Here is an 11,790-nt window from a genome sequence, read left to right as displayed (position 1 = left end):
ACCGCAGCCACAGGGGGTACGCCATGGCCGCAAGGCCGCTCGTCGCGCGGCAGCCGAACGAACGACTGCAGGCGCTCATCCAGGAAGCGGGCTGTTCGAACGCGGGACTGGCCCGCCGGGTCAACATGTGCGGCGCGGAGCACGGTCTCGACCTGCGTTACGACAAGACGTCCGTGGCGCGCTGGCTGCGCGGCCAGCAGCCGCGCGGGCGGGCTCCGGCGATCATCGCCGAGGCGCTGGGGCGCAAGCTGGGGCGCACCGTCACGATCGACGAGATCGGCATGGCGAACGGCAAGAACCTCGCCTCCGGAGTGGGCCTGCAGTTCTCGCCGACCGTCCTCGGGGCGATCGAGCAGGTCTGCGAGCTGTGGCGCAGTGACGTCGGACGGCGGGACTTCCTGTCCGGCTCGTCGGTCGCCTCCTCGGCGCTCGTCGAACCGAGCCGGGACTGGCTGATCTCCACGCCGGACGCGCAGGTGTCCCGTTCGGCGGGGCCGCGCGTGGGGCTGTCCGACGTGGCGGCGGTCCGGGCGATGACCCGGGCCCTGGTCGACCTCGACCACCAGTACGGCAGCGGTCACGTACGGCCCGTCGTCGTGCACTACCTGAACAGCGTCGTCTCCGGGCTGCTGGCCGGCTCGTACCGGGAGGCGGTCGGCCGGGAACTGTTCGCGACCGTGGCCCGGTTGACGGAACTGGCGGGCTACATGGCGGTCGACACCGGGCAACCGGGCCTGGCCCAGCGGTACTACATCCAGGCGCTGCGGCTCGCGCAGGCGGCGGGCGACCGCGGGTACGGCGGCTACGTGCTCGCCGCGTCCATGAGCCACCTGGCCGCCCAGCTCGGGAACCCGCGCGAGATCGCCCAGTTGGCGCGGGCCGCGCAGGAGGGGGCGCGCGGGCGGGTCACACCGCGCGCGGAGTCGATGTTCCACGCGGCGGAGGCGCGGGGGCACGCGCTGATGGGCGACGCGCGCGCCGCACAGGTCGCGTCCGGCCGCGCGGTGACGGCGCTGGAGCAGGCCGATCCGGAGTCGGGGGACGACCCGCAGTGGATCGCGCACTTCGACGAGGCCTATCTGGCCGACGAGTTGGCGCACTGCCACCGGGACCTCGGGCAGTCCGAGGCGGCCGCGCGGTGCGCGCAGGAGTCCCTCGCCGGGCATCCCGAGACGCGCGCCCGCCGGCGGGCCATCGGATATGTGCTCCTGGCCACCGCCCAGGTGCAGCAGCGCGAGGTCGAGCAGGCCTGCCACACGGGGCTGCGCGCGGTCGAACTGCTCGGCACGCTGCGGTCGAACCGGGGCGCGGAGTACCTGGACGACTTCCAGCAGCGGCTCGAACCGTACCGGGACGAGCCCGTGGTGCGGGAGTTCGGGGCGCGCATGGAGCTCCAGGCCGCCGCTTAGGGGCAACAGAGGGTGAACGTCCGGGAAACGGGGCGTACATCGGGAAAGGAGGCATGAACAGCGTCCCCGGAGGCGGAAGCGTTACTCGTGGCCGCGGGCACCGGGTCGGGCCCGGTGCTGCGTGGCACCGGGTCCGTGCGACCCGGTAGCGTGAACCGACGATTCCGAACCTCCCCCATTAGTAGGAGTCCCGGTGACGCACAACGGACAGGGCGACGAGCCCTCGCCGCGGCCCGCGCGCGAAGGCATCGTGCTGCCGTCCGACGGCGGCGAACCCCTCCTGCCCGGGCAGGCGGGCGATCGCACGACCCCGGCCGGCGGCCAGGCATGGGACCGGCCCTGGGGCCCCGGACCCACCCCGCAGGGCTCCCCGGAGCCGGGGCAGGGATGGGCGCCCGCGGGCGAATGGGGGGCCGGAGCCCCCGACCCGAACGCGCAGCAGCCCGCCTGGGGCGCGCAGCCCCAGGCCTGGGGCGGCCAGGCCCCGCAGGCCCCGCAGGCCCCGCAGTACACAGCGCAGGACAACGGACAGGCGGGCCCGTACGGGGCCGGGGGCGCGACCGGGCACGGATACGGCACCGCCGGTGCGGCGGACGCCTACGGTTCCCCTGGCGCGCCGCAGGCGCCCCCCGTGGACGAGGGCGCGACCCAGTTCCTGCCGCCGGTCCCGGCGTCCCCCGTGGACGAGGGCGCCACGCAGTTCCTGCCTCCGGTGGGACCGGGCGCGCTGCCGCCCGAGCGGCCCGCCGACGGCATGCCGGCTGCGGCCCCCGGCGAGTCCACCCAGTACCTCGGCCGGGTGCCGCAGGACGGTTCCGGGGCGATACCCGGCGGGAACGGCGCGGGTCCGCTGCCCGGGTCCGCGGACCCGGACGCCCAGCCCACGCAGTTCATGGCCCCGGTACCGGGGCAGCCCGGCGCCGAGCCCTACGCCATGCGCCCGGGCGTCACGGAGGAGCGGCAGCAGCAGCCGCCGGCCGAGTTCGACAACCTTTTCCGTTCGGACGCCGCGGGCCCCACCCGGCAGCAGCCGGGGTTCGACCAGCCGAGGGGCAGGCAGGCCGCCGCTCCCGGGCACGGCCCCGCCCCGGCCCGTCCCGGCGGCCCGGGCGCCCCCGACGGGCACGGCGCGCGCCGGGGCCCGGCGGACGGCGGAGGCCGCGGAGGCTCCCGTTCCCGCGTGCCGCTCATCGCGGCCGTCGGTGTGGGCATAGCCGTGCTCGGCATCGGAGCGGGCGCCCTGCTCAGCGGCGGCGGTGACGGTGGCGACGACGACAGCAGGCCGGTCGGGGCGACCGCGCCGGCCACGGACGCGTCGTCGGCCGAGTCGGGTTCGCCGGAGTCCGCCGATCCCGCGAAGGCGCAGGCGGTGGCCCTCGACAAGCTCCTGGCGGACAGCGGCAACAGCCGCGACTCCGTGGTCAGGGCGGTCGAGAACGTGCGCAAGTGCAGCAACCTCGGCCAGGCGGCCACCGACCTGCGCAACGCGGCCAAGCAGCGCAACGGCCTGGTGACCCGGCTCGCGGCCCTGTCCGTCGACAAGCTCCCCGACCACGCCCAGCTCACCGCGTCGCTCAACAGCGCGTGGAAGGCCTCCGCCTCGGCGGACACGCACTACGCGGCGTGGGCGGACCAGGTCGCGGACCGGAAGGGCTGCCGCAAGGGCCAGGCCCGCACCACCGGCCAGACCGCGGCGGGCAACCGGGAGAGCGTCACCGCGACGGCGCAGAAGGGCAAGGCCGCGAAGCTGTGGAACTCCGTCGCGAGCACCTACGGCCTGACGGAACGCCAGCCCGGCCAGCTCTGACGGCCACCCCGGGCCCCGTGACCGGGCCCCGTGACCGGGCCCCGTGACCGGGGATCCCGGGCCGGCGCTCCGGGCCCCGTGGCGCGCGGACCGGGATCCGGCCGGACCATGTCGCCGACCGGACCGCGGCGGACCGGCGTCTGAGCGCGGGAGCGCCGTGATCGGGTGCCGGCTCGCGCGGCCGGGTCCGTAGCACCGGGTCCGGAGCACCGGACCGAAGGCGCTCCGGACCGAAGGCGCTCCCGACCGGGACGCCGCGGTCAGGCCGTGTCCGAGTTCTCCAGGACCTTCGAGACGTTCACGAACCCCTTGCGGGCCGTGACCAGGCGACCGCCCCGCACCTGCTGGAAGGTCACGTCGGAGTTGACCAGCCGGGGGAAGCCCTTCGCCCCGAGCATGTCCTCGAAGTTCCAGTTGAGCGTCGGCGTCAGGCCGCCGGTCTCGATCCGCAGGCCGTCGTCGAGCGTGCGCCGCAGGGTGCGCGAGGACACCTCGCCGTCGCCCAGGGACTCGACGGCCTCCCTGAGGGCCGTGTAGGCCACCCAGGTCGTCTGCACGCCGGGATCCGCCGCGTCGATCCGGTTGTCGCCGAAGGCCTCCTCGCGGATGACGTCGCGCATCGGCTTCCACCGCTTGTCGTTCGACGCCGGGTACCAGCCGGTGACGTACGAGCCCTCGTACGTCCGTCCGGCGGCGTCGATCACCGACTGGTCGACGCTGCCCAGCACGGAGGCCGTGCGGACGTCCGGGTACTCCTCGCGGACACGGCGGAACGAGTCCATGAACGTGTCGGTGCGGTCCCCGAGCGCGGGCACCACGCAGCCGGCCCGCGACGGGTCGGCCGACACCTGCCGCAGAGCCCGGTCGGCGTGCCCCGCGTACTCCGTGGCGTCCTCGGCGGCCCGCTGGTCGGCCGCGCCCGGGTGGCCGCCCGCGCTCAGCCCGGAGTCCAGCAGGAGGGGCATCTCGTCGCCGGCGATCGTGTCGGGGCGCACCAGGGTGACGGCGCCGCAGGACTTGGCGAGCTGCTGGCCGAGGCCGGCCATGAGGGAGGGCTGGCCGCCGTTCACGGGGTAGGAGAGGGGGCTGGTGAACTCGTCGTCGGTGACGCCGTAGCCCCCCAGGTAGGGGATGCCGGCCGACTCCAGCGGGGAGAGGAAGGACCGGCCGTGCTGGCTGTACGAGCCGACCACCGCGACGACGTCCGCCTCGACCGCGCGCCGGGCGCACTGGGCGGCGGACACCGTGTCGTTGTGGTCGTTGCAGGTCAGGACCTTGAGCTTGTGGCCGTTGATGCCGCCGTTGGCGTTGATCCAGCGCGCGTAGGCCCGGGCCATCGCGGGCATGCCGGGCTTGTTGGTCGCGCGGGTCTTCTCGGGCGCCCAGGTCATGACCGTGATGGTGCCGTCCCCGGAACCCCCCGTGGTGCCGGGGACGACACCGCAGCCGGCGGCCATGGACACGCACGCCGCCAGTGCGCCCGCCGAGAGCGCTCTGGTCCCGGCGGTGCGGAGGTGGGCGGGAAGGAAGGTGCGGGTGTGTCGCCTACCGGTCATGGGCATGCACGATTCCGTCACATCACTACGACCGGTGTGACCCTCGGTCAACGCCCGGTGACGGCCGGGTGAACACCGGGGTGCGATGCGGGGCGATCCGACGAGGAACGTACGATCGATGACCGTGCAAGGTTCGGAGAACTCTTCCCGTCACAGGCGTCGCTCATCCACCATGGGCGGCATGCCACTGAATGACATGCCGTGGTGGCGCTGGCGCAGCAATGTGCGCTCCGCGCTGCACATGCTCTCGGACACGGAGTTCCAGCGGGGTATCTGGCTCGCGGGGGTGGACGGGTACGGGGACGTGACCGACGCCGTCTACCGCCTGGTCGAGGACACCTGGCTCGACAACTGGTCCGCGGAGAAGTACGTCGGGACGATCTTCCGCGACTCCCAGGAGGCGGCGCTCGTCGACACCGCCGTGCTGCGGGTGCTGCGGATCATGCACCAGGTCGGCCCGGACGCCGCCGTCCCCGCCTACCTGGAGCACCAGGGCTGGCCGGAGGCCGTACGGGCCGCCCGGGACGCCCATGTGCGGATGGCGGTGAGCGACGGGGACGACCCCGACGCCCCGCCGCGCACGCTCGAAGTGCTGAGGATCATGACCCGGACCGCCTAGGGCTTGCGCGGGGCTCCTGCCGCGCCGTCCCGGGGCTGCCCGCCGCGACGCGGGCGGAGCCGTCCCGGCGGGCGCGGGCCGTGTCCTCAAGGGGTGGACGCCTGCCCGGACGGGGGCGCGGATATGGGACCCTGGCGTGCATGAACGAGCAGTCCGCGCCCGAGCAGTACGTCCTCACGCTGTCCTGCCCCGACAAGCAGGGCATCGTGCACGCCGTGTCGAGTTACCTCTTCATGACCGGCTGCAACATCGAGGACAGCCAGCAGTTCGGTGACCACGACACGGGACTGTTCTTCATGCGGGTCCACTTCTCGGCCGAACCGCCCGTCACGGTGGAGAAGCTGCGGGCCAGTTTCGCGGCCATCGGCGACTCGTTCCGCATGGACTGGCAGATCCACCGCGCCGACGACCGGATGCGGGTCGTGCTCATGGTCAGCAAGTTCGGGCACTGCCTGAACGACCTGCTGTTCCGGGCGCGGATCGGGGCCCTGCCCGTGGAGATCGCGGCGGTGGTGTCCAACCACACGGAGTTCGCCGAACTCGTGGCGTCGTACGACGTGCCGTTCCACCACATCCCGGTCACCAAGGACAACAAGGCGCAGGCCGAGGAGCAGTTGCTCGAACTGGTGCGGGAGCAGGGCGTCGAACTCGTGGTGCTCGCCCGGTACATGCAGGTCCTCTCGGACGACCTCTGCAAGCAGCTGAACGGCCGGATCATCAACATCCACCACTCCTTCCTGCCGAGCTTCAAGGGCGCGAAGCCGTACCACCAGGCGCACGTCCGGGGCGTGAAGCTGATCGGCGCCACCGCGCACTACGTGACGGCCGACCTCGACGAGGGGCCGATCATCGAGCAGGAGGTCGAGCGGGTGGGCCACCAGGTCACCCCCGAGCAGCTCGTCGCCGTGGGGCGTGACGTCGAGTGCCAGGCGCTCGCGCGGGCCGTGAAGTGGCACGCGGAGCGGCGGATCCTGCTCAACGGCCGGCGGACGGTCGTCTTCGACTGACGCCGGTGCCCGCCGCGGCCCGCCCGCGCCGCCACCACCGCCCGCGCGGCCACCACCGCCCGCGCCGCCACCACCGCCCGCGCCGCCACCACCGCCCCGGGGTGCCGCGCTCCTCGGCGCGCGCCGAACGGGTCCGCTCGGGCGGGTGGCCGCCCGCGGGGGTCACATCCTGCTCAGCGAGGCCGCCGCGAACAGGACGTCCCTGATCGCGTCGCGGTCCCCGAGCTGTCCGGCCGCCGCCTCCTCGGGGGAGACGTGCCCCGCCGCGAGCTGGCAGAACTCGACGCCGTCCAGGGCCACATGGGCCACCTCGCGGTCGGGGGAGGCCAGGGCGCCCGGCGAGTCGAGCGGAATCAGCCACTCTCCGCCTCCGAGACCCTCGATCTCCAGCCGGAGGCTGCGGCCCGGCGCCCCGGCCGGGACCAGGTGACGGGTCTGCCCGGGAACCGCGAGACCCGCCTGCCGGCGTGCGGCCAGCGCGGTGGGCAGCATCCGGGCGCCGAGGTCGATCATCGCGTGCAGGTTGCGGGGCGAGGGCGGCTCGTACGGGTAGTCCACGGCCTCCGCGATGTCGCCCGCGTGGACCCAGCACTCGAAGGCCCGGTCCAGCATGGCGTCCCGCAGGGGCAGTTCGAACCCTCCGTACGACACGGGCAGCCGGCCGGAGCCGCCGCCCGCGAACGCCACCGTACGGACCAGGTTGTGGGCCTGCTCGCGCCACGGGCCCCGTACGGACCGCGTGGGCGGGAAGCGCGAGGCCTGCCAGAACGCCTCCGTACGGTCGGCCGGACCGGGGGACTTCGCCGGGGCGTCCAGGGGGTCGTCCAGACCGAGGGCCAGTGCGACCAGGCCGTCCACGGTCAGCAGATGGGCGATCACGCCGGCGACCGTGGTGCGGCGGCTCGCGGGCCGGTCGCCCTCGAACCAGCGCAGACGCACCGGCGCGTGCCACTCCGCGTCGCCGATGTCCTGGAGCAGGGCGTCCAGCCGGGCGGACTCCGCGTCGTACGGGGCCGCCCACTCCGGGACCGGGATGCGCGGCGGACGGCGGTCCAGGCAGCCGGCCAGGACACGGGTCCGCAGGGTCGGATCCAGGTCGAGGCTCTCCGGCGGGTGCAGCAGGCCGACCGCGTCCCGCAGGCGCAGGGCCTCGTCGGCGCACGCGCCGCAGCCGCCGAGGTGGTCCTCGACGGCCGTCGCCTCCTCGGGGGAGCAGGCCGCCAGGGCCCAGGCGCCCAGCAGGGCCTTCAGGACCCGGTGCTCCAGGACCAGCGGGGCGGGAGCGGGCTCGGGCAGGGGGAGTCCGGTGTCCTCGACGGAGGAGCGGGGCTTCGGTATGCGCGCGGGCTCACCGGCGCTCCGTCCGGCCGCGGCGTCCGGGGGCGGCGGATCCGCCGGGCCGCCGTCGCGCCCGGGGTCCCGGCCGGTCCCGCGGTCCGGGTCCTCGGGCCGGGCTCCCCGCCGGTCGTCCAACCGCCGCTTCTCGTAGTCCTCGTGCCCGTCGTGCGCGCCGTGCCCGTCGGACCGGTCGTGTTCGCCGTGCCCGTGCTTCCCGGGGCCGTCGACTTCGTTGTCATCGCCGACTCCGCCGACTCCGCCGACTCCGCCGACTCCGCCGATCCAGTCGTTCTGCTCGGCCCCGTGCGCGTCGTGCCCGTCGTGCCCGTCGTACGGATCGAAGCGGTTCGTGCCGCTCATCGGCCACCCCCGTAGCCCGGCTGTGTCCCGGCGGCGGAGGGGCCGGTGTCGTGGGCCGTGGACAGGAGTTGCAGGCCGAGGCGCAGGCGGCGGCGCGCCTCGTCCTCGGTCACGCCGAGGTCGGCGGCGGTCTGGCGGTAGTCCCGGCGCTGGAAGTAGGCGAGTTCGAGGGCGGCGCGCAGCGGTGTGGGCATCGACGTCACGATGTAGTCCGCGCGGGCCGCCACCGAGGCGCGGCGGACCCGGTGCTCCAGTTCCTCCGTGCTGCCCCGGCCGTCGCGGGCGAGCGCCGCCGTCTCGTTGGCGCGCAGCCGCTGCACGGCGAGCCGGTGCGTCAGCGTGGCCACCCAGGAGCGCAGTGGGCCCTGCTTGGGGTCGTAGGCCTCGGGGTTCTCCCAGACGTGGGCGAAGACCTCACGCGTGATGCCGTCGGCCGCGTGCTCGTCCCCGAGCACGCGGTGGGCGAGTCCGTGCACGAGCGAAGCGAACCGGTCGTAGAGCTCACCGAGTGCGGCCGCCTCCCCGCGCGCGAGCCGCTGCTGCATCTTGCGGTCCCAGCGGGGCGGCGCGTCCCTCCTGGCCATGCGGCTCCCTCAGCCCTCTCGAACGCTGCGCCTGTCCCTGTGTCCACCGGATTCTGCTCTCCGGCCTCCTCCTGAATGTAGTCGGCACTTCCGGTGACGCACGCCCCTTTGTGGCAATGCGCGCCCCCGGCGGGGCTCCGGATGGTAGGGCCCCGGTCACGCTGTGCGCGCGACTCCTCACGATGGGCGTGCTCCTACCCGGAGTTGGCTTGATCAGGCCTGCTCGAAGTCGATCGCTCTCGACCGAAACAGCCCATCTGGGGCACGCTTCGATCGGGCATCCCGTGTTTCATGGAGCGGAGGCGGGGCAGCCACGCACCAGGGAAGCGAAGGAGTCGCTTCCGCTTCCGTTTCGGGGTCCGGCATCGCCGGGCGGACCGGATCCGGCCGAGTCGAGCGAGGGGCAGGCGCGTGACGCTCAGGGTGACCGACGGCGAGCACGGCGGCTGGGCCGTGCTCGGGGTGTCGGGCGAGATGGACCTCGTGACCTCCCCGGTGCTGCGGCAACGGGTGCACGACGCGGTGGCCGACGGGCGGCACGACGTCGTCCTCGACCTGTCCGGAGTCCTGTTCTGCGACTCCAGCGGCGTCGGGGTCCTGATCGCGACCAGGCGCCTGATGCGCTCCTGCCAGGGCCGCCTCCGCTTGATCCTTCCCGCGCAGGGCGCGGTGGACGGCTCCCACGTCAACCGGGTCCTCGGCGCCCTCGGCGTGCGTCGCCTGTTCGACGTGTACCCCGACGTGGAGTCCGCCGTCGACGACGGGTCGAGCTCGCTCTCGGCGTGATTCCCGTCACGTGCGGGGAAGATCATCCCGTAACCCCGCGACGCCGTTGTCGCGGAATTCCCCCGGTCTTGGCACAAGCGTCGTTTTCCGCTCCCCGATGGGCCCGGTCGTCGTACGCTCCGTCCCAGACGTACCCACGTGAAGTAAGGCGGTCCGAACAGACATGGTCAGCACCGAGTACGAGCGAAGGATCGCCGCCCGGTTCGCCACTTTCGACCAGGACGGCAACGGCTACATCGACCGCGCGGACTTCAACGCGGCGACGAAGGCGCTGCTCGCCGAGTTCGGCACGACGGCCCGCTGCGACAAGGGGCAGGCCCTCTACAGCGGGGCCGAGGCCTTCTGGCAGGGCATGGCCGGCATAGCGGACCGCGACGGCGACCAGCGGATCACCCGCGAGGAGTTCGTCAACGGCGCGGTCAAGCGGCTGCGGGACAACCCGGACCGCTTCGCCGAGATCGCCCGCCCCTTCCTCGACGCGGCACTCGCCGTGGCGGACGGCGACGGGGACGGAGCGGCGACCGTCGAGGAGACGGTGCGTGCCCTCAAGGCGCTCGGCGCGCCCGATGACGTCGCCGCCGCCGCGGCCGGGACGCTCGACACGGACGCCGACGGCAGGATCGGCGAGCCGGAGATCGTGAAGGCGTTCGCGCTCTACTTCACCGTGCCCGAGTAGCGCTCCCGCAGCTTGTACTTGAGGACCTTCCGCAGGGTCTCGCCGCGCGGAAGGGCGTCCACCACCTCAAGCTGCTCCGGCAGCTTGTGCACGGACAGCCCTTCCGCGCGCAGGTACGACGTGACGGCGGACAGGCTCAGCTCGCCCGCCCCCTCCGGCTGTTCGACGACGGCGCAGACCCGCTCACCGCGCTCGGCGTCCGGCAGGCCGATGACGGCCACGTCCCCGACGTCCGGATGCCCGTGCAGCAGGTCCTCGACCTCCTTCGCCGAGATGTTCTCGCCCTTGCGGATGATGACGTCCTTCAGGCGGCCGGTCAGGACGAGGTGCCCGCTCCCGGTGAGGTGCCCCAGGTCCCCGGTGATCAGGAACCCGTCCTCGTCGAAGGCCCGCGCGCTCTGCTCGGCGTCCAGGTAGCCGCGGCACACCGCCTCCCCGCGCAGCCGCACCTCGCCGTCCACGATCCGTATCTCCATGCCCTCGGGCGGCCGGCCCTCCGTCGTCGCGAGGTTCTCCTCCGTGTCGTCCGGCGAGCCCATCGTGATCATCGGGACCTCGGTCATGCCGTATCCGTGGGTCAGCCGCACCCCCATCTCGGCCACGACGGCGTGGTGGACCTCGGGCGGCTTGGGCGCCCCGCCGCCCGCCAGCAGGCGCAGCGACGGAATGAGCCGGGACTGCGGCCGCTTGCGCTGCTCGGCGAGGAACATCGAGTAGAAGGCCGTCGAACCGCCCGCCACCGTCACCCCGTGCTTGCGGTAGTCCTCCAGCGATTCGGGCAGCGCGAACTTCTCCAACAGGACCGCGGGGAACCCGTACAGCAGCAGCATGACCAGGTAGTCGGGTCCGCCGATGTGCGCGAAGGGGAAGGCGATCGAGCCGATGTCGTCGGCCGACAGGTGCAGCGCGTGCGCCAGGCACGAGCCGCCCGCGATCAGTGAACGGTCCGTGTGCAGAACGCCCTTGGGGTCCGAGGTCGTCCCGGAGGTCCAGTGGATCCAGCGCACGTCCGTGCCGTTCGCGGGTGGCGGGGGCAGCACCGACGGATCGCCCGCGGGGAGCGTGTCGTACGCCTCGAAGACGCCCGGCGCACCGATGTCGCGCGCCATGGCCGTGTGGTCGAAGCCGCGCCAGACGCCCGGGACGGCGAAGTGCGCGGCTCCGGACTCGCGGAGGGCGAAGGAGACCTCGCGGTCCCGGTAGAAGGGGATCACCGGCGACTGGACCGCGCCGAGGCGCGCGAGGGCCATCGCGAGCAGGACCGTCTCGATCCGGGTGGGGAGCTGCCACGCGACGACGCCGCCGGGCCGCACACCGAGTCCGTGGAGGCCGGCCGCCGCGCGCTCCGCGCCCGAACGCAGCTCCTCGAAGGTGAGGGTGCGGTCCTCCTGGAGCAGGACGGGGCGATCGGGAGTGAGGGCGGCGCGCCGTTCGACGAGTTCCCAGAAGGTGCGGGAGGTGCCCAGCGCGTGCGCGGTGTCGGTCATGACACCCTCCTTTGCGGCTCGGCCCGCGGTCGCGGCAGGGCGGGCGCCTTCGGCCCGCCCATGCGTAACTGACGGGTTGTCAGATCAGCTGGAGAGCGTAGGGCTCGGCGCCTTGTCGGTCCAGGGGTGCGGGGCTAGCCTGCTTTCTGACGGGTCATCAG

10 protein-coding genes are annotated in these 11,790 nt (G+C 73.7%); 6 read left to right on the top strand and 4 right to left on the bottom strand.

Features of this window, described 5'->3' with window-relative positions; all coding sequences use genetic code 11:
* Positions 1-23: 23 nt before the first annotated feature.
* Both IE265_RS05785 and IE265_RS05780 read left to right on the top strand, forming a co-directional pair.
* Complete coding sequence (locus IE265_RS05785) at positions 24-1,409, top strand: NsdA family TPR-like regulatory protein (RefSeq protein WP_190034257.1); 1,386 nt, start codon at positions 24-26, stop codon at positions 1,407-1,409.
* Positions 1,410-1,602: 193 nt separating this feature from the next.
* A complete protein-coding gene (locus IE265_RS05780; protein ID WP_190034256.1) occupies positions 1,603-3,216 on the top strand; it encodes a hypothetical protein in 1,614 nt (537 codons plus the stop codon).
* Positions 3,217-3,476: 260 nt separating this feature from the next.
* Here IE265_RS05780 and IE265_RS05775 read toward each other — a convergent pair whose 3' ends face one another.
* Positions 3,477-4,772 (bottom strand): ABC transporter substrate-binding protein, encoded by a 1,296-nt coding sequence (locus IE265_RS05775; RefSeq protein ID WP_190034255.1) that lies wholly within the window; start codon positions 4,770-4,772, stop codon positions 3,477-3,479.
* Between the two features lie 118 nt (positions 4,773-4,890).
* Here IE265_RS05775 and IE265_RS05770 point away from each other — a divergent pair, with 118 nt between their 5' ends.
* Complete coding sequence (locus IE265_RS05770; RefSeq protein WP_190034254.1) at positions 4,891-5,391, top strand: SCO4402 family protein; 501 nt, start codon at positions 4,891-4,893, stop codon at positions 5,389-5,391.
* A gap of 140 nt (positions 5,392-5,531) precedes the next feature.
* Positions 5,532-6,398, top strand: a complete 867-nt coding sequence (gene purU, locus IE265_RS05765; protein WP_190034253.1) for a formyltetrahydrofolate deformylase — start codon at positions 5,532-5,534, stop codon at positions 6,396-6,398.
* Positions 6,399-6,560: 162 nt separating this feature from the next.
* Here the strand turns inward: purU and IE265_RS05760 are convergent, their stop codons facing one another.
* Together IE265_RS05760 and IE265_RS05755 are read right to left on the bottom strand one after the other, a co-directional pair.
* Positions 6,561-8,096 carry a maleylpyruvate isomerase N-terminal domain-containing protein gene (locus IE265_RS05760; RefSeq protein WP_229916053.1) on the bottom strand — a complete coding sequence of 512 codons (1,536 nt, stop codon included), beginning with the start codon at positions 8,094-8,096 and terminating at the stop codon, positions 6,561-6,563.
* Entirely contained in the window at positions 8,093-8,680 is a 588-nt protein-coding gene (locus IE265_RS05755; RefSeq protein ID WP_190034252.1) for a sigma-70 family RNA polymerase sigma factor, read from the bottom strand. The genes IE265_RS05760 and IE265_RS05755 overlap by 4 nt, the downstream gene beginning before the upstream one ends.
* Positions 8,681-9,091: 411 nt before the next feature.
* Here IE265_RS05755 and IE265_RS05750 point away from each other — a divergent pair, with 411 nt between their 5' ends.
* Positions 9,092-9,466: an STAS domain-containing protein gene (locus IE265_RS05750; RefSeq protein WP_229916052.1), complete on the top strand. Its 375-nt coding sequence runs from the start codon at positions 9,092-9,094 to the stop codon at positions 9,464-9,466.
* 163 nt (positions 9,467-9,629) lie between these two features.
* A complete protein-coding gene (locus tag IE265_RS05745) occupies positions 9,630-10,142 on the top strand; it encodes an EF-hand domain-containing protein (RefSeq protein WP_190034250.1) in 513 nt (170 codons plus the stop codon).
* Here the strand turns inward: IE265_RS05745 and IE265_RS05740 are convergent.
* Complete coding sequence (locus IE265_RS05740) at positions 10,121-11,629, bottom strand: class I adenylate-forming enzyme family protein (RefSeq protein ID WP_190034249.1); 1,509 nt, start codon at positions 11,627-11,629, stop codon at positions 10,121-10,123. The two genes, IE265_RS05745 and IE265_RS05740, sit on opposite strands and share 22 nt — an antisense overlap.
* Between the last annotated feature and the right edge of the window lie 161 nt (positions 11,630-11,790).

Origin of the sequence: Streptomyces fructofermentans (assembly GCF_014651055.1) — a bacterium.
In the GTDB taxonomy this organism is placed as follows: Bacteria; Actinomycetota; Actinomycetes; order Streptomycetales; family Streptomycetaceae; genus Streptomyces; species Streptomyces fructofermentans.
Note: the sequence above shows the minus strand (reverse complement) of the source record. Positions and strands in the feature narration are given on the sequence as shown.

Bases quoted from the DNA above. Each gene is read 5' to 3' on its own strand.
- IE265_RS05745 (WP_190034250.1), top strand. From the start codon at position 9,630: ATGGTCAGCACCGAGTACGAGCGAAGGATCGCCGCCCGGTTCGCCACT.
- IE265_RS05760 (WP_229916053.1), bottom strand. From the start codon at position 8,096: ATGAGCGGCACGAACCGCTTCGATCCGTACGACGGGCACGACGGGCAC.
- IE265_RS05785 (WP_190034257.1), top strand. From the start codon at position 24: ATGGCCGCAAGGCCGCTCGTCGCGCGGCAGCCGAACGAACGACTGCAG.
- IE265_RS05770 (WP_190034254.1), top strand. From the start codon at position 4,891: ATGACCGTGCAAGGTTCGGAGAACTCTTCCCGTCACAGGCGTCGCTCA.
- IE265_RS05755 (WP_190034252.1), bottom strand. From the start codon at position 8,680: ATGGCCAGGAGGGACGCGCCGCCCCGCTGGGACCGCAAGATGCAGCAG.
- IE265_RS05775 (WP_190034255.1), bottom strand. From the start codon at position 4,772: ATGACCGGTAGGCGACACACCCGCACCTTCCTTCCCGCCCACCTCCGC.
- IE265_RS05740 (WP_190034249.1), bottom strand. From the start codon at position 11,629: ATGACCGACACCGCGCACGCGCTGGGCACCTCCCGCACCTTCTGGGAA.
- purU (WP_190034253.1), top strand. From the start codon at position 5,532: ATGAACGAGCAGTCCGCGCCCGAGCAGTACGTCCTCACGCTGTCCTGC.